Raw genomic sequence first — 24,314 nt, forward strand, 5'->3', positions numbered from 1 at the left:
TATCAGATCACTCCTGAGCGGTCGTTTCGGCTTCCTTCACCTGCCGCTTCTCAATCACATCCACCAGGCGCTTGGCCAGCGCCGGATAGTTCTCGTCGAAGTGATGACCGCCAGGCAGTTTGATGGCTTCGCCCACCGCCGTCTTGTCGGTGCAGCCACTCTCGTCGGTTTCTTCCTCACCGTAGATGCACACTACTTTGGCGGCTGGCAGCTTGGCCATTTCCGGGCCGGTGGCGGCTTCCTTGCCGGCGTTGCCGAGCCAGCCTTCGACTTCGATCTCGAAGCTGCCGGTACGGGCGAAGGCCAGCAGGATAATTGCGTCGACGCGTTGCTGTTCCGATTCGGCCAGGCGGTTGTAGATCGCCGGCAGTACGTCGGCACCGAACGAGTAACCGGTCAGGATGAAGCGTTTGGTGCCCCATTTCTGCCGGTAGTGTTGCATCAGTTCAGCCAGGTCCAGCGCGCTTTGCTCCGGGCTCTTGTGCTGCCAGTAGTAGCGCAGGGTGTCGATGCCGACCACCGGGTAGCCGATCTTGGCCATCTCGCCCGCCACGTCGCGGTCGAGGTCGCGCCAGCCACCGTCACCGGACAGGAACAGGGTCACGGTGTCCCTGGCCTGGCCTGCTGGCACTTCGACCACCGGGATCTGCAGGCCGCCAGCGGCTTTGTCGCCGCCGACGAGGATCTTGCGCAGTTCGTTGTTCAGCACCTGCGGCAGGTTGATGTCGTAGTCGCTGATGCTGGTTTCGGCGTTCGGTTGATCACGCACAAAGCCGGCGCTGGTGTCGTCCGGGTTGTCGTTCCACGCCGCCAGCCAGTGGCCGTGGGCGGCGCTTTTGGGCAACAGGTGCGTGCAGCCACCCTTTTCCAGGGCCAGGTCGACCGAGACGGCCTGGGCCTTGTCGTCCTTTTGCTCGGACAACCAGCGCCAGGCCAGCACGGCGCCAGGGCCGATGCCGCTGACCAGGGTCGCCGGGCCTTTGAGTTCCCGCAGCCCCGATTGCAGGGCACGGCTTTGCAGCAGGCAATCCTTGGGCAGGATCACCTGGACAATTTGCGCCGAACCGCTGCGGCTCAGGGTCATCAATTGCTTGTCGCTGAGTTTCTGGTCTTCGTTGACCGCCACCAGCACCTGGGCGCGTGGCGTGGTGCCGGGGATGACACGGGTCATCACCGCACCATCGGCCGGGGTCAGCAATTGGAGGGTCGGTTCCGGTGCCGGGCGTTTCAGGTACCAGAAACCGCCTCCGAGAATCAGGGTCACTATCACCAGCGTGCCCAATACATACCGCAAGGAGCGTTGAATCATCAGCGTTTCACCAATCCGGTCAAGCCGCCCGCGATCAGGGCGGCAGTGTCGGCCAGCGCAACCAGCGGATCGAGTCCGGCGGGCACGGCCATATAACGGGGTTCCCAATCAGGCTGGAACTTGTCTTTGAAGCGGCGCAAGCCCTGGAAGTTGTACAGCTGCTCACCACGGCGGAATACCATCGAGCCCAGGCGCTGGGTCAATGGCGCGCCGCGACGGGGTTGCAACCCCGACAACGGCACCATGCCCAGGCTGAAACGCGCGTATCCATGGTTTTTATAATGTTGAATCAGGCCGACCATCATGAACTCCATGGTCAGCTTCGGGGCATCCGGATGCGCACGCATCAGGTCGAGGCTGGCCAGGTCATGGCCGTAGGTCTCGAGCAGGTTGGCGAACGCCACCGGGCGCCCTTCGAAACGAATCACCGCGATGCGGAAATGCTTGAGGTAGTCATCGCTGAAGCGGCCCAGCGAAAAACCTTTCTCGCGGACGTTCTTGCCGGTCAGCCAGGCATCGGAAATCACCTTGAGTTCTTCCATCGGCGCCAGGCCCGGCTCATGGATTTCCAGGGACAGGCCGTCACGGGTGCCACGGTTCCAGGTGTAGCGCAGATCCTTCATCTCCTTGCCCTTGGCTTCGAGATCAAAACGCTTGAGGTCGACCCGGGCTTCTTCGCCGAGCTTGATCGCGGTCAGGCCGATGTCCATGTAGTACGGCAGGTTCTCTGCACGCACTTGATAGAACACGGGACGGGCGTGGTGGATGTCGCACAGGTCGCGGAACTGCCAGATCATTTCCGCCCGTTGCTGGCCCGGGCCGATCGGGTCATACAGCGCCACCAGGCTGCGGCCGCGACGGGCGTACATCAGGAAGGCTTCGTCATTGGGGTGAAACAGCAGCGCCTTGTCACCGGTCAGGGCCAGGCCGCCATCCGGTTGGGCCGATGCCATGAGGATCTTGCTGGCGCGCTCCAGTTCGTCGGGCGTGGGCAGGTGAATAACCGGGCGCGCGGTGCGCAGCAGCCAGGTCAGGGACACCACCACCAGCAGCACAGCGGCGCCGAGCAGCGAACGCAGGCCGCGAGGGGCGTCGGCGTCCAGGGTGAACTGCCACCAGAGTTGGTGGCTGTAGGGAACGTCCTGGTAGGCGAACAGCAGCAGCCACATCGACGCACCGAGTACGCACAGGCTGGCCACCAGATACAAGGGCGAGAAGGGCAGTTCGGTCAGGCGGCTCGGGCGATAGAACGAGCGGCGGAATACCCCGAGCAGGCTCGCCGTCAGCACCATCAGGCTGGCTTCTTCCCAGTCGAAGCCTTTGAGCAGCGAGAGCAGGGCACCCACCAGCAATAGAATGGTGGTCAGCATCCACGCGGCCGACAGCCGGCGACGCAGCCCCTGGGCCAGCAACAGGCAAAGTACACCGACCAGGCTGGCACCGAAGTGCGAGGCATCGACCAGTCGATGGGGGATCAGAAAACCGATGTGTTCCAGGCGGGTATCGATTTCCGGGGTGGCGCCGGAGAACAGCAGGACAACACCGGACAGGAACACCAGCACCGCCAGTATCGGAGCCGCCAGGCCCGAGGCCGCGCGCAACGTCTGGCGTGTCTGGAACAGGCGCTGGCCTTCGTTGATCAGCAACAACAGGCAGGCCACCAGCAAGGGCAAGACCACATAGATCAAACGATAGAGCAGCAGGGCAGCCGCCAGTGGCGCAGCGCCCAGGGTGTCGGAAAAGGCCGCCAGCAAAATGGCCTCGAACACCCCGACGCCGCCCGGCACATGGCTGAGCACGCCCGCGGCCAGGGCCAGCAGGTACACCAGAAGGAAAGCACCGAAGGGCGGTGTTTCCGGCAGCAGCAGATAGAGCACCGTGGCAGCGGCGGCGACGTCCAGGGCGGTGATGATCAATTGCAGGAATGTCAGGCGACGCCCGGGCAGGCGCAAGGTGCGGCGTCCGACCCTGACCAGCAGGTTGTCAGGGTAAGGCTGTTCCGGCAGCCGACGACGGTAGATACCGATGGCCAGCACCGAGAACAGCACGAGCACGGCGCTCGCCACCACACCCAGCAACGTCTCGGAGAGACCCAGGGCGGTGGACGCGGCTGGCAGGTCACTGAGCGTTGCCAGGGCGGCCAGGGGTGGCAGGGCGCAACCCAGCGAGAGGCTGGCGAACAACGTCATGCGCGCGACTTCAGCCGCTCCCAGGCCATGACGGGCATAGAGGCGATAGCGAACCGAACCGCCAGACAACATTGAAAGACCAATGGCGTTGCCGATGGCAAAGGCCGTGAAACCACCCAGCGCCAATTCACGCGGTGCCAGGCTCACTCCGGCATAGCGGCTGGCCGACCATTCGTAGCCGAGCAGAATGATGAAGCCCGCCACGGTAGCGCCCAGTGCGCCCATCAAGGCAGGTTTTGGAACATCGAGGATCGAATCGTGCAGCGCGTAAAGGTCGAGTTCGCTCAACAGGTGGCGACAGGCAATCAGCGCGATCGCGAACAGCAGCAGGGTGACCGCCAGGCCAATGGGTTGACGGTACTTGCTCAATCGATCAAGCAGGCGCAGGCGCTCGGCATTGATCGGTTGTTCCGCTGTGACAGTGTCTTGTGAATCAGACGAGTTGGCGCGCATCAATCACCTCTTGGATTGTGCGCGACAGGATGGAGGTATCCAGCCAAGTTACCAATCCCTGTAGAAAAAAATAATCACAAATATTAACGCCTATCACCGGAAGCGGGGACGGCGCGTCATCAGTCGTGAAGGCTTCAGCCTGCGATAGAGCATAGTTCGAACCCGGCGCATGGGGGCTTCCAAAACGGCTTGCTACACAGTGACAGGTCATTGTTGCGAAAGGACTTTTTCAACAGATACAAAAAAGGCCACTCTTTCGAGTAGCCTTTTTTGATGTTTGGTTGCGGGAGCCGGATTTGAACCGACGACCTTCGGGTTATGAGCCCGACGAGCTACCAGACTGCTCCATCCCGCGTCTGTGTGGCGGCATTCTATAGAGATACGCCGGGGTGTCAACCGTTAATCCTGAAGCAGGTCAAATAAACGTTGAATCGCGGCAAACGGTCGCAGGGATGGCCTAAGTTTCGGAATCAGAACGATTTCCGGTTTCGGTCCCGTTGAGCCCCAGGCCTTGTTCCTGCATTCGGCGCTACAAAGCGAGCGCGCACAAAAAAGGCCACTCTTTCGAGTAGCCTTTCTTGATGTTTGGTTGCGGGAGCCGGATTTGAACCGACGACCTTCGGGTTATGAGCCCGACGAGCTACCAGACTGCTCCATCCCGCGTCTGTGTGGCTCATTCTATAGAGATGCGCGCGGGTGTCAACCTCCAATTCCGATAAAACCTCTTCCTGTTCAATCGGTTAGCATTCAATAGGGGCGATCGACAGGTCTGTGAGGCAGGTAGGACAAGGCCTGCGCGTCTATTGAAAGTAATTTTTCGATTGAAAAAATAAATTCACAATCGACTCTTCCTACGAATGGAAAAGAACATTCAGACTACTGGTGCTATATACAGGTGTCGGTGAGATACTGTTTATCCGGCACGCCATGACGCCTTTTCTTTGCCATGAACACGGCTTTGCTATGACTCAACGCAAGATCATCCACGTCGATTGTGACTGCTTCTATGCAGCCATCGAAATGCGCGACGACCCACGCCTCGCCGGTAAACCACTGGCGGTGGGCGGGTCGGCGGACCGGCGCGGGGTGATCGCCACCTGCAATTATGAGGCGCGAGCGTACGGGGTGCGTTCGGCGATGTCCTCCGGGCATGCCTTGAAGCTGTGCCCGGACCTGACCATCGTCAAGCCACGCATGGATGCCTATAGAGAAGCGTCCAGGGAAATCCACACGATTTTTCGCGATTACACCGAGATCATCGAGCCGCTCTCGCTTGATGAGGCGTACCTCGATGTGTCGGACAGCGCGCATTTCGCAGGCAGTGCGACGCGAATCGCCCAGGACATCCGGCGCCGGGTTTCCAACCAGTTGCATATCACCGTGTCGGCGGGTGTGGCGCCGAACAAGTTTCTGGCCAAGATCGCCAGTGACTGGAAAAAGCCCAACGGCCTGTTTGTCATCACCCCGGATCAGGTCGAGGACTTTGTCAGCGGTTTACCCGTGAACAAGTTGCACGGTGTCGGCAAAGTCACCGCCGACAAGCTCGGCAAGCTGGGGATCATCGATTGCCTGCAATTGCGCGAGTGGGACAAGTTGGCGCTGGTGCGTGAATTCGGCAGCTTTGGCGAGCGACTCTGGAGCCTGGCCCGTGGGATCGATGACCGTGTGGTACACAACGATAGTCGTCGTCAGTCGATCAGTGTTGAAAATACCTACGACGTTGACCTGCCGGACCTGAAGAGTTGCCTGGACAAGTTGCCCGAACTGCTGGAGACCCTGGCGGGTCGCATGGCGCGAATCGACAGCAGCTATCGTCCGGGCAAGCCATTCGTCAAAGTGAAGTTTCACGACTTCACCCAGACGACATTGGAGCAGGCCGGGGCAGGGCGGGATCTGGGCAGTTATCAGTTAATGCTGACCCAGGCCTTCAATCGCGGTGGTAAACCGGTGCGGTTGTTGGGTGTCGGCGTGCGGCTGGAGGACTTGCGGGGCGGGTTCGAGCAGATGGAGTTGTTTAAGCGGTAAATTCTGAAAAAAAAAGATCGCAGCCTGCGGCAGCTCCTACAGAAGAACGCGATCTGTTGTAGGAGCTGCCGCAGGCTGCGATCTTTTTTGGCGTTTAGTTCAGCCCCGGATTCGCCACCAGTCGCTCGCCATTGCGGGCCAGTGACTTGAGGAATTCGGTCTGCAATTCTGGATCATTGCGCGTCAGTTCGATCAGGCTCTGTTCCAGTTCGCTGGCTTCTTCTTCAAGACCCAGTTCCGACAGGCGCTTGACCCGGTGGACCCACTGATTGACTTCGTCGCCTTCGAGATCGTCATAAATCAGTCCGTGGGCCTCATAGAGCTTGCTGCGCAAGGTGCTGCTGACGGCTAGCGAGGAGTCAGTGTGTACGTCGTCCTGGGCATCCTCGACACGGATCAGCAGCCGGCTCAGATGATTGATGTCATGTTCGGCGAACGGGTTGTCCAACAGGTTCAGGCGCAACACGCCGTTTTTGTCGGTGGTCAGTTCGAACGTTTCCTTGCCGGCCTTGACCTCTACCGGGCGCTCGCTCCAGGGCAGGCTTGAATACTCCGTGCGTTTGTCGCGCTGGACTTCATCAATACCGGCCAGGTTCTGCTGCGCGCGACCGTGGGACTGTACGTTCATGAACGGGTTGAGCCCGGCAAAACCGTAGCTCAGCCAGTCCTTGGTCACGCTGTCCGGCAGATTGCCGAGGGCGAATACGTTGACCACGTTGGCACCGACACCCGCCACCACGGCCACCGCGCCCAGCGGGATTTCGTAAATCTCCCGCCAGGGTTGGTACGGCGTGTAGCGGTCGTAGTGACGCGTGACTTCGTACTCGGTGACTTCGAAAGTCTTCTGCTCGTGGATTTTCACCCGCCGTTGCGGAAGCTCAAGCACCTTGGGCTCACCGACATCGATCTGCAGGCTGTGATCGAGCAATTTGCGCTCGACCCGTTCCTCGTGCTCGCTGCGTTGTGACATGTGATTGGCACAGCCGCTGACCAGCAGGGCGCCGCACAAGGCGGCGCCACCGAGGCCTAAGGTGTTTCGCTTGAACATGACGTCTCTATATCTGCTATCAGCGGCGGATGCGGGCCTGAAGGAAGGACAGCACGTCGGCGACCGGCAGCGCTTGTGCCTCGGCCTCGGTACGGCTCTTGTATTCCAGGTTGCCTTCGGCCAGGCCGCGGTCGCTGACCACGATCCGGTGTGGAATGCCGATCAGTTCCATGTCTGCGAACTTGATGCCCGGGCTGGTTTTCTTGTCGCGGTCATCCAGCAGCACTTCGAAGCCGGCAGCGGTCAGTTCCGCGTACAGCTTGTCGGTGGCTTCGCGAACTTGCTCGGTCTCGTAGCGCAGCGGCACCAGGGCAATCTGGAATGGTGCGAGGGTGTCGCTCCAGATGATCCCTTTTTCGTCGTTGTTCTGCTCGATGGCAGCCGCCACCACGCGGGACACGCCGATACCGTAGCAGCCCATTTCCAGGGTGACCGGCTTGCCGTTCTCGCCCAGCACTTCGCATTTCATCGCTTTGCTGTACTTGTTGCCCAGCTGGAAGATGTGCCCGACTTCGATGCCGCGCTTGATCTCCAGGGTGCCCTTGCCGTCCGGGCTCGGGTCGCCGGCCACGACGTTGCGCAGGTCGGCAACGGTCGGAACAGGCAGGTCGCGCTCCCAGTTCACGCCGAAGTAGTGTTTGTCATCGATGTTGGCACCGATGCCGAAGTCGCTCATCAGCTCGACCGAACGGTCGATGATGATCGGCAGCGGCAGGTTCAACGGGCCGAGGGAACCGGCACCGGCGCCAATGGCGTCGCGCAGTTCGCTTTCCGAAGCCATGACCAGCGGGCTGGCAACGCCTGGCTGGTTGCCGGCCTTGATTTCGTTCAGCTCATGGTCGCCACGGATGATCAGGGCAATCAGCTTGCCTTTCTCTTCTGCGTGCACCACGAGGGTCTTGATGGTTTTCTCGATCGGCAGGTTGAAGCCTTCGACCAGTTGCGCAATGGTCTTGGCGTTCGGAGTGTCGACCAGGCGCAGTTCTTCGCTCGGTGCGGCGCGGGAAGTTTCGCGAGGCACGGCTTCGGCTTTCTCGATGTTCGCCGCGTAGTCAGAACCGTTGCTGAACACGATGTCGTCTTCACCGGACTCGGCCAGTACGTGGAATTCGTGGGAGCCGGCACCGCCAATGGAGCCGTTGTCGGCTTCTACAGGGCGGAACTTCAGGCCCAGACGGGTGAACACGTTGCAGTAGGCCTGGTGCATGCGGTCATAGGTGACCTGCAGCGAAGGCTGGTCGGCGTGGAACGAGTAGGCGTCCTTCATGATGAATTCGCGACCGCGCATCAAGCCGAAGCGTGGGCGGATTTCGTCACGGAATTTGGTCTGGATCTGGTACAGGTTGATCGGCAGCTGCTTGTAGCTGCTCAATTCGTTACGCATCAGATCGGTGATGACTTCTTCGTGGGTGGGACCGGCGCAGAAGTCGCGACCATGGCGATCCTTGAAGCGCAGCAATTCAGGGCCGTACTCTTCCCAGCGCCCGGATTCCTGCCACAGCTCAGCCGGTTGAGTGCTCGGCATCAACACTTCGAGAGAGCCGGCGGCGTTCATTTCTTCACGAACGACGGCTTCGACCTTGCGCATTACCCGCAAGCCCATCGGCAGCCAGGTGTACAGGCCCGAGGCAAGTTTGCGGATCATGCCGGCGCGCAGCATCAGCTGATGGCTGATCACGACCGCATCGGAAGGCGTTTCTTTCTGTGTGGCGAGCAAAAATTGACTGGTGCGCATGGTTGGCCGTTATCGATTGCTGATGACGAGAAATGACGGAGCATTGTACGGGCGAGATCCGCTGGCGTACAGGCGTGCGGTCGGCGGTGTGGCAGGAGGGCGCGATTCACTCGGCCCTCCGCGATTTTTCCTGCGTAAGGGGCTACGACTCTTCGGCGACCGGGGTCTGCATCGGTTCCGGCGTCGGTGTCGGGCCTTCACGGCGGTTCTCCTGGAACCAGTGCAAGGCGATCAACAGCAGGGTCGGGACGCCTAGCAGGGCGGTGATCAGGAAGAAGTTGTGGTAACCGAATTTTTCCACCATGACTCCGGAGTAGCCGCCGATCAGGCGTGGCAGCAACAGCATGATCGAGCTGAGCAGGGCGTATTGGGTGGCGGAGAACTTGAGGTTGGTCAGGCTCGACAGGTAGGCGACGAACGCCGAGGTCGCCAGGCCCGAGCTGAAGTTGTCCAGGGAGATGGTCAGCACCAGCATGTTCAGGTTGGGGCCCATGTCGGCGAGCATCAGGAACAGGATGTTGGTCGCCGCGGATGCGACACCGCCGATGAACAGGATCGGCAGGATGCCGAAACGCACGATCAACAGGCCGCCCATGCCGGCGCCGACCAGAGTCATGATCAAGCCGAAAATTTTACTGACGCTGGCGATCTGGTCCTTGGTGAAGCCCTGGTCGATGTAGAACACGTTGGCCATCACGCCCATGACCGTATCGGACATCCGATAGGTGGCGATCAAGCCGAGCAGCAGCAGCGCTTGCCAGCGGTATCGCAGGATGAAGTCGTTGACCGGTGTCAACACAGGCGCCAGGCCACGACGGCCCATGGCCGAGAGGCACAGGGCGGTGAGGGTGGTGTAGAGGATTGCGCGCAGGAAGGCGCGGTCCTCCAGCAACAGGTCGAGCAGGCTCACGCCCTGGAACAACACGCTGGCGAAGTCGGTGTTGTAGAGCTGGGTGAACATGGCTGGCACCGAAACCAGCAGCACGATCAGCACAAAGACCGATGCCAATTGATGCGCGAAGCTGTAACGACCGGCCTGCAGTTGTGTGCGCAATGGCACCGGCGGTTCGCGCATGAACAGGCTGGTCAGCAGTGCCGGAACCATCAGGGCACCGAACAGGATGTAAGTGCCGGCCCAGGCCGAGTGCTTGTAGTTGAAGCCGGTGGAGCCAAAGCCTTCGGCGAAGTAGAGCGCGCCTGCGGTAGCCAGCAGCGCAGCGACCCGGTAACCGGACATGTAGCTGGCGGCGAGTGCGGCCTGGCGGTTGTCTTCGGCGATTTCCAGGCGGTAGGCGTCGACCGCGATGTCCTGGGTCGCTGATGCGAAAGCGACGACGACGGCAATGGCGATCAGCCACGACAAATGCTTTTGCGGGTCGCAGAAACCCATCCCGATCAGGCCGAGGATGACCAGTGCCTGAGACAGCACGAGCCAGGATCGTCGTCGACCGAGTTTGCCGAGCAATGGCAGTCGCCATTGGTCGAGCAGGGGTGACCAGACCCATTTGAAGGCATACGCCAGGCCGATCAGGCTTGCATAGCCAATGGTTTCACGCGCCACGCCAGCTTCACGCAGCCAGACTGAAAGTGTCGAAAACACCAGCATGTAGGGCAAGCCGGCGGCGAAACCAAGCAGCAACAGCACGAGTGTCGAGGGGCTGGCATAAGCGGCGAGCGCGGCGCGCCAGGTTTTACGGGGCATGGGCTGGAGTCTGCCTCAAGAAATACGGAAACAAAGCGCGCACTCTAACCGCTGTGCTCTACCGGACGCCAGCCATGGCGCTGAATATCAACACGATTGTTCTGGATACTGATGCCCTCCATGCGTAATCGTGCGCGCTGCTCATCACCCGAAGGACTGCCCGCCGGCAGGCTGATACGCCCGTTTGCACCGAGAACACGGTGCCAGGGCAGCTTGCTGTCGCCGGGCAGTTGACTGAGGGTGCGACCGACCCAGCGGGCGGCGCGACCCAGTCCTGCAAGCTCGGCCAGTTGGCCATAGCTGACGACTTTGCCCTTGGGTACTTGGGCCAGTGTCAGATACAGCGCCGTGCGTCGGATTTGCGCTGCACTCTCGGGGTCTTCGGTTGGATCGGTCACGTCCGTCAGTCCTCGGGGAGATTGCTTTACCCTCTGTAGAGTAATTCCTGCGCAGGAAGTTGAGAAATGAACTCAACAGAAATAGTCGGGTCAGTCCTTGTCATGGCCTTGTTCCTACGGATAATGCCGACTTTTCTCGCAAGCCTGAGCCTGTATTTTGTTTATGTTGTCCAGATCCCTGCTGTGTCTCGCCGTCCTTGGCGCATCCTCTCCCTTGCTCGCCGATACCGTGTGGTTGAAGAACGGTGACAAGCTGAGCGGCAAGATCACGCTGTTCGATGGCGGCAAGCTGCTGATCCAGACCGAGTACGCCGGTGCGGTGACGATCGACTGGAAACAGGTCAAGACCCTGGACAGCGATCAGGAGTTGCTGGTCAAGCAGGATGCCTACACTGGCGAGAAGGCCAAGTCGCTGATAGCGGCGGACGCCGGCAAGGTCACGCTGGCCAACGGCGAGACACCAAAGACGGTCGAACTGGCAAGCATTCAGCAGATTCTCAAGCCAAAACCGGTGGTCGAGGATCTGGTGTGGAAAGGCAACGTCGATGTCGCGCTGGATTATCAACGGGCGGAAAACGACACCGATGACTACGACATCGATTTCAAGACCAGTGCGCGACACGGTCGCTGGCGGCACACCGCTGAAGGTGAATACAACCGTGAGTTCCAGGACGACGTGGTGACCACGGACAACTGGCGGGCCGAGTACTCCATCGACCGATTCCTGACCGAGCAATGGTTCTGGCAGGGACGTCTGGTCTACAAGCGCGACAAGGTCGAGGATCTTTCCCGGCAGCGCACGGTCGGTACCGGTCCCGGCTATCAGTTCTGGGATAACGAACTCGGAGCATTCTCCCTGGGCTCGCTGGTCAACCGCACGGATTATGAGTTTTCCGATGGCAGCAATGAAAATTTCTACGCCCTGGCCATGACGTGGGACTACAACCGCTATCTGGTTGGCAAGCGTGTCGAGTTCTTTACCAATGGCGAGGTTGGCAAACCGCTGTCGGATGTAGCCGACTACGCACTCGATGCCGAGATGGGGTTGCGCTACAAGGTGACTGACTGGGCTTCGCTGAACCTGAAGGCGGAGCGCGACATCATCAGCGGCACCGACGATTCGGATCTGGACAAGACACGCTACACCGCAGGGTTTGGCGTGACCTGGTAGGACGCTAAAAGATCGCAGCCTGCGGCAGCTCCTACAGGGGAGTTATGTTCACCCTGTAGGAGCTGCCGCAGGCTGCGATGTTTTTTACCTATGAAAAATACATAGGCACAAAAAAGCCCCGCTGTTGAGGGCGGGGCTTTTTACTAAAGCAAGTACAAGTTAGATAACTTGAACTTCTTCAGCTTGCATGCCTTTCTGACCGCGGGTAGCGATGAAAGAAACCTGTTGGCCTTCTTTCAGGCTTTTGAAGCCGTCGGATTGGATAGCTTTGAAGTGAACGAACAGGTCGTCACCGGATTGTGGAGTGATGAAGCCGAAGCCTTTTTCATCGTTGAACCACTTAACGGTACCGGTTTGGCGATTAGACATGGTGTAACTCCTTGAACAAAGATAACTGCGACTCAGGAAGAACCCTGGCCGAGACTGAGTGCAAAGAGCAGGAAAAATTCTTGTAGATGGTTGGATCGAAATTCAACATATCGTGTAGAGATTCTCAGTGACACAAGCAGCACAGTGACGCCACCTTAACCCTTTTTCCGGGACGTGCCAATGCTTCTTGCACAGGTTTCTCTGTTTTAAGGATCGGCGGTGTGACGGTTCGTCGCCAGAGCCCGTAATTCCTGCCTGTTCGGCGAGAATTGCACCGCGGACTTTGAACCCGGCGGCGCGCCCGGTAAGATGCCGGACAGAATTTTTCGACCTCGCTATTCAGGACACCCGCCATGAGCATCAAATCGGACAAGTGGATTCGCCGCATGGCGCAGGAACACGGCATGATCGAGCCTTTCGTCGAGCGCCAGATGCGCGGCAGCGACGATAGCCGTGTGATCTCCTACGGCGTGTCGAGCTACGGCTACGATGTGCGTTGCACCAATCATTTCAAGGTGTTCACCAACATCAATTCGGCCATCGTCGACCCGAAGAACTTCGACGCCGGCAGCTTCGTCGATATCCATAGCGACGTGTGCATCATTCCGCCGAACTCGTTCGCCCTGGCCAGCACCGTCGAATATTTCCGCATTCCGCGCAACGTTTTGACCATTTGCCTGGGTAAAAGCACCTACGCGCGCTGCGGCATCATCGTCAACGTCACGCCGCTCGAGCCTGAGTGGGAAGGCCATGTGACCCTGGAGTTCTCCAACACCACCAATCTGCCGGCGAAAATCTACGCGAACGAAGGTGTGGCGCAGATGCTGTTCCTTGAGTCTGACGAAGAGTGTGAAGTGTCCTACAAGGACCGTGGCGGCAAGTATCAGGGCCAGCGTGGCGTGACCCTGCCGCGCACCTGAGTCAACCGTCTGACAAATGTCGGGAATTCCTGAGCGGGCGTACACTCTATGGGGTGTACTGTTCCGATCCGCGCAAGGCGGGTCGGGCCATCGCTCAGGAGTGCCGAATGAAGATCGATCCGCGAATCAGTGCCGAACTGGCAAGGCTTGAACCCAATCAGGTTGGCGTTCTGGCCTGGTCCTTGTTGGCGCACCCGCCCGTCAGCATGGCAGGGGGTATTCCCGGCCAGCCTGATCCTGATACCCCGAATGAGCAGCCTAACGAACCGGGTGAGCCTACGCTGCCGGATGAGCCGCCGCCTGCGCCTGTCGCCTGATTCTCAGTTATTACAGATCAAAAAAATGTGGGAGCGAGCCTGCTCGCGATAGCGGTCGATCAGTCAACTTCAATGCTGGCTGTACCGGCGCTATCGCGAGCAGGCTCGCTCCCACAGGTTTTGCTGTAGTCGTTACTTCAGGTTGCCGCTGAGGAACTGCTTCAACCGCTCGCTTTTCGGATTGCCCAGCACGTCTTCCGGCGCGCCTTCTTCCTCCACCAGGCCCTGGTGCAGAAACAAGACCTGGCTCGACACTTTGCGGGCGAAGCTCATTTCGTGGGTCACCATGATCATGGTCCGGCCTTCTTCGGCCAGGCCCTGGATCACCTTGAGCACTTCACCTACCAGTTCCGGGTCCAGCGCCGAAGTCGGCTCGTCGAACAACATGACCTCGGGCTCCATGGCCAGTGCGCGGGCAATCGCTACCCGTTGTTGCTGACCGCCGGACAGGAAGGCCGGGTATTGGTCAGCCACACGGGAAGCCAGCCCCACCTTGTCGAGGTAGCGCCGGGCGCGATCCTCGGCTTCTTTCCTGTCGCAGCCCAGCACCCGGCGCGGCGCCATGGTGATGTTTTCCAGCACCGTCATGTGGCTCCACAGGTTGAAATGCTGGAACACCATGGCCAGGCGGGTGCGAATCCGCTGCAGCTCATCGGCGTCGGCCACGTGCATGCCGTGGCGATCCTTGATCATGCGGATGTTCTGCCCGTCGAGGCTCATGGCGCCGTCGTTGGGTTGTTCCAGGAAGTTGATGCAGCGTAGAAAGGTACTTTTACCCGAGCCGCTGGCGCCGATCAGGCTGATGACGTCGCCGGTCTTGGCCTTGAGCGAAACACCTTTGAGGACTTCATGATCGCCGTAGCTTTTATGCAGGCCTTCGATGGTCAGTTTGTACATGGGGCGTGCATCCTCAAGGCGAAAGTAGATAGCCGCTGCGATAGGCTTCGGTGCCCGCGACATGGGCGATCACCATGCCGGCAGTGGCCATGCGGCGCAGCGAACGGGCATACATCAGCCCGGCTGTGGCGCAATGAACGGGAGTGACCAGATCGTTGACCGGATCAATGATCTCGGCGATCAGTTGCCCGGCTTCCAGGTACTGGCCCGGTAGCGCGCTGAACACCAGCAGGCCGCCCACCGGTGTGGCCACCGGTTCTACGCCGGCCAGCGGTGTCGCCGGGTAGGGCAGGTCGGGCAGGGGCGCGGTTTCGCCGGCGATCGCGCCGAAATGGATCAGGTAGTCGATCAGTGCCTGGCAATCGCGGCTGGCCAACGGGTGATTGACGTCGCCCTGGCCGCGCAGTTCGACGGTCACTGAAAAGCTGCCCGGCGGAATGTCGAAGTGCTCGCCGAAGCGTTCCTTCAACTGCCACCAGAGCAGGGTGAAGCATTCGTCGAACGACTGACCACCGGAATCGGTTGCCAGCAGGCTGGCTTGGGCGCCGATATAGCGGGCCAGCGGCTCGACCCGCGGCCAGGCATCCGGCGTGGTGTAGAGGTGAGCGACCGCTTCGAAATCGCAATGCAGGTCGAGCACCATGTCGGCGTCGCAGGCCAGTCGTTGCAGGGTCAGGCGCTGGGATTGCAATTGGGTGCCGGCGGTCTGCCGGGCCAGTGCATCGCGCAGGTTGCTGCGGATCAGTTGCAGGTTGTACTGCGGATCGTCACTGAGCTTGCCTTCGATCGCGTTGCCGACTTCCTCACTGAGGTCGACGAACCAGCGGTTGAAGTTCTGGCCGCTTTCCAGTTCGTAGCGACCCAGCGGCACATCCATCAGTACCTGTTCCAGGCCCACCGGGTTGGCGATGGGCACCAGCACGATTTCGCTGCGCAGGCGACCGGCGGCTTCCAGTTCCGCCAGGCGTTGCTTGAGGTGCCAGGCCACCAGCATGCCGGGCATTTCGTCGGCGTGCAGGGAGGCCTGGATGTAGATCTTGCCGTTGGCCGGTTGGGGGCCGAAGTGAAAACTGTGGATTTGTCGTGCGGTCCCGGGCAGCGGGGCCAGCAGGTCATGTTTCTGGTGGCGCATCTGTTTTTCCTGAAACTGGTTGAGTCCTAGTGGGTCGGCCCGAGGAAGGCCAGCCATCGGCGTTCGGCAAGGCGGAACAGGCCGACCAGCGCAAAAGTGACGGTCAGGTAGATCAGCGCGGCGATGCCGAACGACTGGAAGGTCAGGAAAGTCGCCGAGTTGGCGTCCCGCGCGACTTTCAGGATGTCCGGGATGGTCGCGGTGAAGGCCACGGTGGTCGAGTGCAGCATCAGGATCACTTCGTTGCTGTAGTACGGCAACGAGCGACGCAAGGCCGACGGCATGATCACGTAGGCATACAGCTTCCAGCCGGTCAGGCCGTAAGCCTTGGCCGCTTCGACTTCGCCGTGGTTCATGCTGCGAATGGCCCCGGCGAAAATCTCCGTGGTGTAGGCGCAGGTATTCAGGGCGAAGGCCAGGATCGTGCAGTTCATCGCATCGCGAAAGAATGCGTCCAGTACGGGCTGGGCCCGAATGGCGGCCAGGCTGTAGATCCCCGTGTAGCAGATCAGCAACTGGATATAGAGCGGCGTGCCGCGGAACAGGTAGGTATAGAACTGCACCGGCCAACGGATGTAGATGCGCGGCGATACACGGGCGATGGACAGCGGGATCGACACGATAAAACCGAAGAAGATCGAAGCGCTGAGCAGCCACATCGTCATGGCCAGGCCGGTGATGTTGTTGCCGTCGCTATAGAGGAAGGGTTTCCAGTATTCCTGCAGAAGTTCGATCATCGTACGGCCTCCCGGGTACCGGCGGAGTAACGACGTTCGAGCCAGCGCAGAATGAAGTTGGATGCGCTGGTGATCAGCAGGTAGATCAGCGCGGCAAGCACCAGGAAGTAAAACAGCTGATAGGTGCTTTTACCGGCGTCCTGGGCAGCCTTGACCAGATCGGCGAGGCCGATGATCGACACCAGGGCCGTGGCCTTGAGCATCACCATCCAGTTATTGCCGATACCCGGCAGGGCATAACGCATCATCTGCGGGAACACCACGATCCAGAAACGCTGGCCGCGCTTGAGGCCATAGGCGGTGGCCGCTTCGACCTGACCCCGTGGGACGGCGAGAATCGCGCCACGGAAGGTTTCAGTGAAATACGCACCATAGATGAAGCCCAGGGTGATGACCCCGGCACTGAACGGGTTGATCTCGATGTATTCCCATTCCATGTAATCGGTAAAAGAGGTCAGCCAGGTTTGCAGGCTGTAGAAGATCAACAGCATCAGGACCAGGTCCGGAACGCCGCGAATGAGTGTGGTGTAGAGTTGGGCAGGCACGCGCATCAGTTTGACTTTTGACAGCTTGGCACTGGCGCCGATCAGCCCGAGCAACACGGCTACCAACAGTGACAACGCCGACAACTTGATCGTCATCCAGGTGCCTTGCATCAGCAGCGGACCGAAGCCCTTGAGGCTGAAGGCAGAGAGCCCCAGATTTTCTAATAGGTTTTCGAACATAAATCAGCAACCTGATCGGATGAAAAAAGCGCCCATCGAAAGATGGGCGCCGGGCATTATTTGCCGCTGTACAGATTCAGATCGCCAAAGTGTTTCTTCTGAATGGTGGCGTAGGTGCCATCATCGTGTAACGCTTTGATACCTTTATCCAAAAGTGCTTTCAGCTCGGTGTTACCTTTCTTAATGCCGATGGCCGTTTTGGCTGGCAGCAACGCGTTGTCGACCGGCTTGCTGACGTCGTAGTCGGCACCCTGTGGCGACTTCAGGAAGCCCAGTTCGGCTTGCAACATGTCCTGAATCCCTGCGTCGAGACGACCGGAAGTCAAGTCGGCGTAGACCTGGTCCTGATTGGCGTAGGCCTGGGTTTTCACGCCGGCCTTGTCCAGAACGGCTTTGGCATAGGCTTCCTGAATGGTGCCTTGTTCGTAGCCGACGGTCTTGCCCTTGAGCGAGGCGACGTCTTCGGTCACGCCAGAACCTTTCTTGGACACGTAGGCGGTTGGGCCGGAGAACAGTTCGCTGGAGAAGTCGATGACTTTTTCACGGGCTTCGGTAACGGTCATCGACGAGATCACACCGTCGAATTTATTGGCTTTCAGGCCCGGGATCATACCGTCGAAGTCACTTTCGACCCATTTGCACTTGACCTTCAGCTCGGCGCAGATCGCGTTGCCCAGATCAATGTCAAAGCCTACCAGGCTGCCATCGGCCGCTTTCGATTCGAACGGTGCGTAGGAAGGGTCAACGCCGAAACGCAGTTCTTTGTACTCCTTCGCCATGGCGGAGCCGGCAGCCATGCACAACGCCAGTGCAGAAAGGGTCAGCAATGCTTTTTTCATTATTCAATCCCTAAAAACCAATATGAGCGCTTGTGGCGCAGAATTATTGTTACTGGAAAGCGTAAGACCTGTTGAAAGTAGCAATTTCCGAACCAGAGTGCCGAACAAGCGTTTTAAAAGGTGCTTGGAAATGGCCGGAGACAGATTTATGCACGAAAACGGGCGCAGGGAAATGGGTGCACCAAATCATCTCGCCACAAAAAACGGTTTGACTGAGCAGGGGCACCAGGCTCTCCACCGGGTGACACGACTCATTCTCGCGTCAGCGCAACGGCGATAGCGGTCTGACATTCAACCTCAATGTGAATGTCAGACCGCTATCGCGAGCAAGCTCGCACAACTAAAGGGCGCGGTTACTTTCCTGGGGTCAGCGTCAATCGCGCCTTGCCGTAGGCGTTGTCGAAGTTCTGCGGCTGCATCGGCAGGCTCATGTACTGGCCCTTGAGCCACGGCTCGATGCTGTTGAGGTAGTTCGGGCTGGCCGGGTTGCCGGACTGACCGGTGCCGTTCTGCGCCATCAGCGGTTCGGACTGGCCGAAGTCGACGATAAAGCGCATGGCTGGCGCCAGCGTGGTGTTGAAGTCCTGCCCCCAGGCGAAGGCGGCGGTGTTGAGCGTGGTGTGATCGCCACCGGCCGGCAGCGGTCCGCGTACGGTCTGGCCGCTGCTGTTTTTCCATTCATAGCGATGCAGTTTGCCCCACTGCCAGGCTCTGTGATCACCGCCCAACTGGCTGTCGCCTGTGCTGATCGCGGCGGCGAGGCTGCGAGCGAGGATCGCCGGCTTGTCTTCTTTCTGCGCGGTGCGCACGTCATCCCAGAACGGGCTGTCCTCACGCCCGAGCAAGTGATCGGCCTGGGCCGCGAAGGACAACTTGCCGTCGGCGACAAAGGCTTTCCACGCCGAGCTGGTTTCCGGGCCCAGTTCGTCGAGGAAGATCTGCCGCGTGCTTTCCTGCAGGAACAATTCGTAGATCGCCGCATCGGTGGAGCTCGGGCTGAGCTTGCCATCGAACGCCATCAAGCGGCTGTAGGCTTCATGTGCCTTGGTGCGATCGGCCGGCGGCAAGGCGTCCATGGCTTGTTTGAGCGGCTGGGCCATGCCCGGCGCTTCGAACATTTTCTTCAGCTTGGCAGCGAAGGTAGTGGTCTGGTCGTATTGCATGGCGATCAGGCTGCGGCTGTCGTGCTTGCCGGCGCCGGCCAGTTCGGCCAGGCGCTCGCCGCGCTCCGGAGCGGCCCAGGAATTGGACAACTGCATGCCGTAGCCATGGGGAATGACTCGCTGATTGGCGGTGCCGAGCCAGCCCTGGGCCGGGTCCTGGTCGTACGGGTGCAGCATCGGGTCGGCATAACCGTCCCAATCGTATCGTCCTTCCCAGCCCGGCGAAGGCAGCAGGCCTTCGCCTTCGCGGCGGTTCGGGTAACGGCCAGTGACTTGCCAGCCGATGTGACTGGCGTCGGCGAACACCAGGTTCAGCGCAATGGCGCGGATTTCGCGGCTGGCATCCGAGGCTTTCTCGACACTCTGGGCGCGGGACAGGTCGAAGAGCGCGTCCAGGGTTCTGTCGTCGGTGAAGTTCGGCGTCTGCAAGGCCAGGCCGAAACCATTGGCCAGCGTGGTGCCCTGGGCGCTGTTGAGCAGAGGGCCATGGCGGGTTTCGTACACCGCTTCACGAATCGACCGCTGGCCTTTGACGAAATAGGTTTCGTTGCGCACGATCGCCGGCTGCCATTTCCCGGCGTTTTCGTAGGTAAGCCCGTTGCCCAGGCGCTTGATTTTCTCCAGGAACAGGTCCTGGTTGTCGCCCATCACGGACGTCATGCTCCACGCCACTTTGCCGTTGAAACCGCCAAGCACCATTGGCAGCCCCGCGATGGTCACGCCGGACGCCTGATACTTCGGCGCGCGAATCTGCACGTAACTGAACAGCGAAGGCACGCCCAGCGGGCCGTGAGTGTCACTGGCCAGCAGGCTCTTGCCGCTGCGACTGCGTTGCGCGGCGATGGCCCAGTTGTTCGACGAGGTGGCGCCTAGCAGGTTGAGGTCCGATAGTTGTCCGGTGGCTTTGCTGAGTTCAGCCAGCCCCGGTACTTGCCCGTTGAGCTTGAGGCCTTGCAATTTTTCGCTTTCGGCGACCGGCAGTTTTTCGTCGGGAGCCGACGGCGTCAGCCACGCCAGTTTGTCGGTGGTGACGGTCTGGGCCAGTACCAGCGAGGAAACTTCTTCCGGCAGGTTGGTCGACTGGCTGAAGTTCAGCAGGCAGAAAATCAGCGCCGAATCCTCCGGCTGCCAGTATTCAGGCTTGTAGCCGGTGGCCGCCAGATCCGCCGGCAGTTTGTCGCGGTAGCGGAACAGGTAGGCGTTGACCCCGCGCGCATAGACTTCGAAGAAACGCTTGAGGCGCGGCGAAGAAGCCTTGTACAGCTCGCCAGCACTTTTCTTCAGGTTGACCGCCCGCATGTAGCGGTCGGCATCCAGCAGGTCGGCGCCGTGCATCTCGGCCAAACGGCCCTGGGCCAGCAGGCGCAGGGTGACCATCTGGGTGATGCGGTCGCTGGCATGCACGTAACCGAGAGTGAACAGCGCGTCGTGGAAGCTGTTGCTTTCGATCAGCGGCATGCCCATGGCATTGCGACGCACCGAAACGCTCTGCGCCAGGCCTTTGAGTGGTTGTACGCCGGAGGTTGGCGGGAGGGTGTCCTGGGCGTTGAAGTTCTGACAACCGGTCAGGCTCAACACACCGGCCACTGCTGCGGCAACGCCGAACCGGGGTAGAAAATGAGTAAGGGCTGGCGAGGCCATGGCAAAGCTCCTGCGGGGGTGGTAGCGCAATAAAGGCGCTACGTTAGTGAGCAGGCGATGGCCGCGCAAGCGGGGTAAGAGGTTATTTCAGGATTTGTCAAAGATCGCAGCCTCAACAGTGGCTTGCCAGCCGTAACTGGTGATATTGAAGTGCGACACGCTCAACAATCCAGGAAGACAGTCGGCATGGAGCTCAAGGCAAACGCGGCACTGGTCATCATCGATCAACAAAAAGGCATCCTGCATCCAAGGCTCGGTCGCAGGAATAATCCGGAGGCCGAAGCGCGCATGCTGGAAATGCTCGGCCATTGGCGGCGTACCGCCCGGCCGGTGATCCATGTGCAACACCTGTCCCGCTCGGAGGACTCGGTATTCTGGCCACTGCAGTCGGGGGTGGAGTTTCAGCAACGGTTCGAGCCAATGGCCGGTGAACGCTTGATCCAGAAGCAGGTGCCGGATGCGTTCTGTTCGACCGGGCTGGAGGCGCAGTTGCGCGAGGCGGGGATCGGGCAGTTGATCATCGTCGGTGTCGCAACCCACAACTCGGTGGAGTCCACGGCGCGTACCGCGGGCAACCTGGGGTTTGATACTTGGGTGGCCGAGGATGCGTGCTTTACCTTCGACAAGGCTGATTTCTTCGGCCATGCCCATAGCGCCGAAGAGGTGCATGGGATGTCGCTGGGGAATTTGCACGGTGAGTATGCGACGGTGGTCAGCAGTGCACAGATTCTGTCAGCCGACTAAGCACCTGTAGGAGCAAGCTCGCTCCCACAGGAGAGGATGGCGATTCAACAGGCGAAGCAAGTCTTCGCCAGAAGCATCAAGCGCCGTGGCACTTCTTGAATTTCTTGCCGTTGCCGCATGGGCACGGATCGTTGCGGCCGACGTCTTTCAATGCGTTGCGCACCGGTTCCTGGTGAGCGTGGCCGCAGTTCGGACCGTGGACATGGCCGTGGTCGTGATCATGATCATGGTGGTGATGGTCATGATCATGATCGTGGTTGCAGTCAGGGCCGTGGACATGGGGTTGCTGGGTCATCGGTGTTGCTCCGGAATTAAATCGGCGGCGATTATCACGCCATTGCGCGCCAGGTGCACGTAGTGGGCGATGAATATACCGGTTTCCAGTTCACCTTCCAGACGATAGGGAATGGGCTGATCGGATTTTTTCAGCAGTTTGGCCATTTCACGGACCTTGGACCACAGGTTGGTGCGGATCGGCACCTTGAAGTAAGCGCTGTGCCTGGGGCTGATGGTGAACCAGTGTTCGTACTCGCCATCGGCCAGCAGTATGTCACCCAGATGAACGCGGTACTCCAGGCTGCGCACCGTCAGGTCGCTGTCGTTGGGGTTGTCGATGCGAAAATGCAGGAGGAATTTCTGTTCCAGCATTTTGGCGCTGACCACCTCGATCTTCACCAGATGGACCTCGGGGTCCGGCAAGTCGTCGGCGAACCACGATGCACAGCCGCCGAGTCCCAGTGTCAGGAACAGCGTAAGCAGACAGCGTGCGCCGCGGCGGATGATCATCGTGGTGTTTCTCCCTTGAGCCCAGTCTAGACCCAAAAGATCGCAGCCTTCGGCCGCTCTTGCGCGGTGGACAGTCATTGCTTGTCCTAGCTGCTGAAATACCCCGCACAACACTTCTTGAACTTCTGCCCACTCGTGCACGGGCAGGGGTCATTGCGCCCGAGTTTGAGTTGCACGGTGGGGTCGATGAAATACCAGCGCCCGGTGTTCTGTACGAACGATGAGCGCTCTCGATGACTGTGCTCGCCATTACTGTCGTGCCAGCGCGCGGTGAAGGTCACGAACGCGTGTTCAGGCTGGCCGCCCAGCACTTCGGAGCTTTCGACCTCAAGGCCCAGCCATGTGCTTTGCGCACTCCAGTCGCTGATCGATTGACGGTCCAGGCCGGCCTGTTGGGCGGGCAGGGTGGTGGCTACCAGATAGTCGACCAACCCCAGCACATAGGCGCTGTAGCGCGAGCGCATCAATGCTTCTGCGCACGGTGCCGGGTGTCCGGCATGATAGTGACCGCAGCAGGCGTCGAGCAGGGTGCCGCTGCCGCATGGGCAAATGGATGTACTCATTGCATTACCACCAGTATTTCCCGAAGTTTTCCGGATTGGCCCAGAAGCGCGAGTTGAGCCAGTCGGGGACTTGTTTGTATTCAAGCAGATCGTAGGTGAACAGGGTCAGCACCTGTTCGTCCCGTTGGAAGCGTTCGCTGGCTTGCAGGGCCAGGGAGAAAAAGTCCGTTTCCTGCCAGCCACAGGCCGGCAGGTCCACCAGTACTGCGATGCGGCTGGCGTTGAGGTTGCGGATGCCGCCCAGCAGGTTCAGGCCGTCGCGCTTGGGCAAATGCTCCAGGCAATCGACTACCAGGGCCAGGTCGAAACGGCGGGCCGCCAGCTCGGCCGGCAGTGGCCCGGGGGCCGCGGAAGCGACACAGCTATCCGGGTGAGCGAGTTTGAAAGCCTCCAGTGCCGGGAATTCGCTGGCGCCGATCAACAACAGGCGTGCGGGGGCATATCGGTCAAGTAACGCGGCCAGTGCCTGTTGTGGCGTGCGTGAAGAAATACCTGCAGTCATCGAAGATCCTCAATCAGATCTGCCAAGACTAGCCTGCCCTAACGTTCGGGCCTAGAGCACCCTGGCGACAAAAGCGCCAACCTGCCGTTAATACGCGAATAAACAGCATGGCCTATTGCTGGCGGAGTTTAAAACTCGGGTCTTTACTACCTGAATCGGTTCTAAGCCGATCCCTCAGGAGAAAACTAGATGAGCATAGTTCGGACAGCATTACCCTTGGTTCTGCTAACCAGTGTCTTGACTGGTTGCGCAGGTTTGCAGAAAACCGACTGGCCGACCTGTGCGGCAGTTGGTGGTGTCGTGGGGGCGGGCATCGGTGCGACCGAAAGCTCGGCATGGGCAGGGTATGGTGCTCTGCTCGTCGGCGGTACGGCAGCGGCTTATTGCTGGGTGCACGGTGATGGCGATGAAGACGGCGATGGCGTACCGGATAGTCGCGACAAGTGCCCAGGCACGCCAAAAGGCGTTCAGGTCGATGCCAACGGTTGCCCACCACCAGCGCCTGTGGTCGAAGAAGCGGTTGTGGTTCAGGAAGAAACCATCGTCATCCGCGATGTTCACTTCCAGTTTGACAAAGCCACGCTTACCTCGTCCGACAAACAGGTACTCGACAAGATTGCCACTCGCCTGAAAGCCGAAGCCCCTACCGCTCAACTGACCGTGACCGGCCATACCGACAGCGTGGGCAGTGACACCTACAACCAGAAACTGTCGGAAAAACGCGCCCACTCGGTGGTTGAATACCTCATCGAGCAAGGCGTACCTCGCAGCAACTTCGTGTCGGTTGTCGGTGCCGGTGAAAGCCAGCCGGTTGCTGACAACAAAACCGCTGACGGTCGTGCACAGAACCGTCGTACCGAAATCAAAATCCAGCGTTAAGTCCCCCTCGCATCCGCGCCTTGTGCAGTCGCGGATGCGGGTCTTTACTCCTGTGTAACCGGTATTGGCC

General features: G+C 59.9%; 23 protein-coding genes and 2 tRNA genes. 6 read left to right on the forward strand and 19 right to left on the reverse strand.

What is annotated here, in order from left to right; translation table 11 throughout:
- Positions 1-7: 7 nt before the first annotated feature.
- From ACMDB8_RS05495 to ACMDB8_RS05510, 4 genes are all read right to left on the reverse strand, one after another.
- Entirely contained in the window at positions 8-1,309 is a 1,302-nt protein-coding gene (locus tag ACMDB8_RS05495; RefSeq protein WP_223542159.1) for a virulence factor family protein, read from the reverse strand.
- Complete coding sequence (gene mprF, locus ACMDB8_RS05500; RefSeq protein ID WP_056720896.1) at positions 1,309-3,951, reverse strand: bifunctional lysylphosphatidylglycerol flippase/synthetase MprF; 2,643 nt, start codon at positions 3,949-3,951, stop codon at positions 1,309-1,311. The genes ACMDB8_RS05495 and mprF overlap by 1 nt, the downstream gene beginning before the upstream one ends.
- Before the next feature lie 278 nt (positions 3,952-4,229).
- Positions 4,230-4,306: transfer RNA gene (locus ACMDB8_RS05505), tRNA-Met, on the reverse strand.
- 231 nt (positions 4,307-4,537) lie between these two features.
- Positions 4,538-4,614: transfer RNA gene (locus ACMDB8_RS05510), tRNA-Met, on the reverse strand.
- Between the two features lie 300 nt (positions 4,615-4,914).
- Between ACMDB8_RS05510 and dinB the strand changes: the two genes are divergently transcribed.
- A complete protein-coding gene (gene dinB / locus ACMDB8_RS05515) occupies positions 4,915-5,976 on the forward strand; it encodes a DNA polymerase IV (protein ID WP_409078233.1) in 1,062 nt (353 codons plus the stop codon).
- Positions 5,977-6,070: 94 nt separating this feature from the next.
- On the opposite strand, the gene ACMDB8_RS05520 is transcribed toward dinB, so the two are convergent.
- The 4 genes from ACMDB8_RS05520 to ACMDB8_RS05535 form a co-directional block, all read right to left on the reverse strand.
- Entirely contained in the window at positions 6,071-7,024 is a 954-nt protein-coding gene (locus ACMDB8_RS05520; RefSeq protein WP_223542158.1) for a hypothetical protein, read from the reverse strand.
- A gap of 19 nt (positions 7,025-7,043) precedes the next feature.
- Entirely contained in the window at positions 7,044-8,759 is a 1,716-nt protein-coding gene (locus tag ACMDB8_RS05525; protein ID WP_056720889.1) for a proline--tRNA ligase, read from the reverse strand.
- 142 nt (positions 8,760-8,901) lie between these two features.
- Positions 8,902-10,461: an AmpG family muropeptide MFS transporter gene (locus tag ACMDB8_RS05530; RefSeq protein ID WP_056720887.1), complete on the reverse strand. Its 1,560-nt coding sequence runs from the start codon at positions 10,459-10,461 to the stop codon at positions 8,902-8,904.
- Between the two features lie 44 nt (positions 10,462-10,505).
- Positions 10,506-10,859, reverse strand: a complete 354-nt coding sequence (locus tag ACMDB8_RS05535; protein ID WP_056720885.1) for an MGMT family protein — start codon at positions 10,857-10,859, stop codon at positions 10,506-10,508.
- Positions 10,860-11,022: 163 nt separating this feature from the next.
- On the opposite strand from ACMDB8_RS05535, the gene ACMDB8_RS05540 reads away from it, so the two are divergent.
- A complete protein-coding gene (locus ACMDB8_RS05540) occupies positions 11,023-12,030 on the forward strand; it encodes a DUF481 domain-containing protein (protein ID WP_056720883.1) in 1,008 nt (335 codons plus the stop codon).
- 159 nt (positions 12,031-12,189) lie between these two features.
- Here the strand turns inward: ACMDB8_RS05540 and ACMDB8_RS05545 are convergent, their stop codons facing one another.
- The gene (locus ACMDB8_RS05545) at positions 12,190-12,399 is read right to left on the reverse strand and encodes a cold-shock protein (RefSeq protein WP_002554837.1); all 210 of its coding nucleotides are present in this window, start codon (positions 12,397-12,399) and stop codon (positions 12,190-12,192) included.
- 353 nt (positions 12,400-12,752) lie between these two features.
- Here ACMDB8_RS05545 and dcd point away from each other — a divergent pair, with 353 nt between their 5' ends.
- Together dcd and ACMDB8_RS05555 are read left to right on the forward strand one after the other, a co-directional pair.
- Positions 12,753-13,319, forward strand: a complete 567-nt coding sequence (gene dcd, locus ACMDB8_RS05550) for a dCTP deaminase (protein ID WP_007940589.1) — start codon at positions 12,753-12,755, stop codon at positions 13,317-13,319.
- Positions 13,320-13,426: 107 nt separating this feature from the next.
- Complete coding sequence (locus tag ACMDB8_RS05555; protein WP_033047523.1) at positions 13,427-13,636, forward strand: hypothetical protein; 210 nt, start codon at positions 13,427-13,429, stop codon at positions 13,634-13,636.
- 132 nt (positions 13,637-13,768) lie between these two features.
- On the opposite strand, the gene ACMDB8_RS05560 is transcribed toward ACMDB8_RS05555, so the two are convergent.
- The 6 genes from ACMDB8_RS05560 to ACMDB8_RS05585 form a co-directional block, all read right to left on the reverse strand.
- The gene (locus ACMDB8_RS05560; RefSeq protein WP_095965070.1) at positions 13,769-14,533 is read right to left on the reverse strand and encodes an ABC transporter ATP-binding protein; all 765 of its coding nucleotides are present in this window, start codon (positions 14,531-14,533) and stop codon (positions 13,769-13,771) included.
- A 13-nt stretch (positions 14,534-14,546) separates the two neighbouring features.
- A complete protein-coding gene (locus tag ACMDB8_RS05565; RefSeq protein ID WP_409078232.1) occupies positions 14,547-15,665 on the reverse strand; it encodes a succinylglutamate desuccinylase/aspartoacylase family protein in 1,119 nt (372 codons plus the stop codon).
- Positions 15,666-15,691: 26 nt separating this feature from the next.
- Complete coding sequence (locus ACMDB8_RS05570) at positions 15,692-16,402, reverse strand: ABC transporter permease (protein ID WP_056720877.1); 711 nt, start codon at positions 16,400-16,402, stop codon at positions 15,692-15,694.
- On the reverse strand, positions 16,399-17,127 hold the full coding sequence (locus tag ACMDB8_RS05575) for an ABC transporter permease (RefSeq protein ID WP_056720874.1): 729 nt from the start codon (positions 17,125-17,127) through the stop codon (positions 16,399-16,401). The genes ACMDB8_RS05570 and ACMDB8_RS05575 overlap by 4 nt, the downstream gene beginning before the upstream one ends.
- A gap of 56 nt (positions 17,128-17,183) precedes the next feature.
- Positions 17,184-17,966 carry a transporter substrate-binding domain-containing protein gene (locus ACMDB8_RS05580; protein ID WP_056720873.1) on the reverse strand — a complete coding sequence of 261 codons (783 nt, stop codon included), beginning with the start codon at positions 17,964-17,966 and terminating at the stop codon, positions 17,184-17,186.
- Between the two features lie 353 nt (positions 17,967-18,319).
- Positions 18,320-20,770 (reverse strand): penicillin acylase family protein, encoded by a 2,451-nt coding sequence (locus tag ACMDB8_RS05585; protein ID WP_223542156.1) that lies wholly within the window; start codon positions 20,768-20,770, stop codon positions 18,320-18,322.
- Positions 20,771-20,956: 186 nt separating this feature from the next.
- Between ACMDB8_RS05585 and ACMDB8_RS05590 the strand changes: the two genes are divergently transcribed.
- Entirely contained in the window at positions 20,957-21,514 is a 558-nt protein-coding gene (locus ACMDB8_RS05590) for a cysteine hydrolase family protein (RefSeq protein WP_223542155.1), read from the forward strand.
- A 76-nt stretch (positions 21,515-21,590) separates the two neighbouring features.
- Here the strand turns inward: ACMDB8_RS05590 and ACMDB8_RS05595 are convergent, their stop codons facing one another.
- The 4 genes from ACMDB8_RS05595 to ACMDB8_RS05610 all read right to left on the reverse strand — a co-directional run bounded on the left by ACMDB8_RS05595 (position 21,591) and on the right by ACMDB8_RS05610 (position 23,365).
- Positions 21,591-21,809 carry an SEC-C metal-binding domain-containing protein gene (locus ACMDB8_RS05595; protein WP_056720867.1) on the reverse strand — a complete coding sequence of 73 codons (219 nt, stop codon included), beginning with the start codon at positions 21,807-21,809 and terminating at the stop codon, positions 21,591-21,593.
- Positions 21,806-22,300, reverse strand: coding sequence for an LEA type 2 family protein (locus ACMDB8_RS05600; protein ID WP_056720865.1), 495 nt, complete (start codon positions 22,298-22,300; stop codon positions 21,806-21,808). Before ACMDB8_RS05600 ends, ACMDB8_RS05595 begins: the two co-directional genes overlap by 4 nt.
- A gap of 86 nt (positions 22,301-22,386) precedes the next feature.
- Entirely contained in the window at positions 22,387-22,863 is a 477-nt protein-coding gene (locus tag ACMDB8_RS05605; protein WP_056720863.1) for a YchJ family protein, read from the reverse strand.
- 4 nt (positions 22,864-22,867) lie between these two features.
- Positions 22,868-23,365: a DUF6231 family protein gene (locus tag ACMDB8_RS05610; RefSeq protein ID WP_056720861.1), complete on the reverse strand. Its 498-nt coding sequence runs from the start codon at positions 23,363-23,365 to the stop codon at positions 22,868-22,870.
- A 189-nt stretch (positions 23,366-23,554) separates the two neighbouring features.
- On the opposite strand from ACMDB8_RS05610, the gene ACMDB8_RS05615 reads away from it, so the two are divergent.
- On the forward strand, positions 23,555-24,244 hold the full coding sequence (locus tag ACMDB8_RS05615) for an OmpA family protein (protein WP_056720858.1): 690 nt from the start codon (positions 23,555-23,557) through the stop codon (positions 24,242-24,244).
- The last annotated feature ends 70 nt before the right edge of the window (positions 24,245-24,314 follow it).

It is taken from the genome of Pseudomonas monachiensis, from assembly GCF_047345015.1.
Lineage (GTDB): Bacteria > Pseudomonadota > Gammaproteobacteria > Pseudomonadales > Pseudomonadaceae > Aquipseudomonas > Aquipseudomonas monachiensis.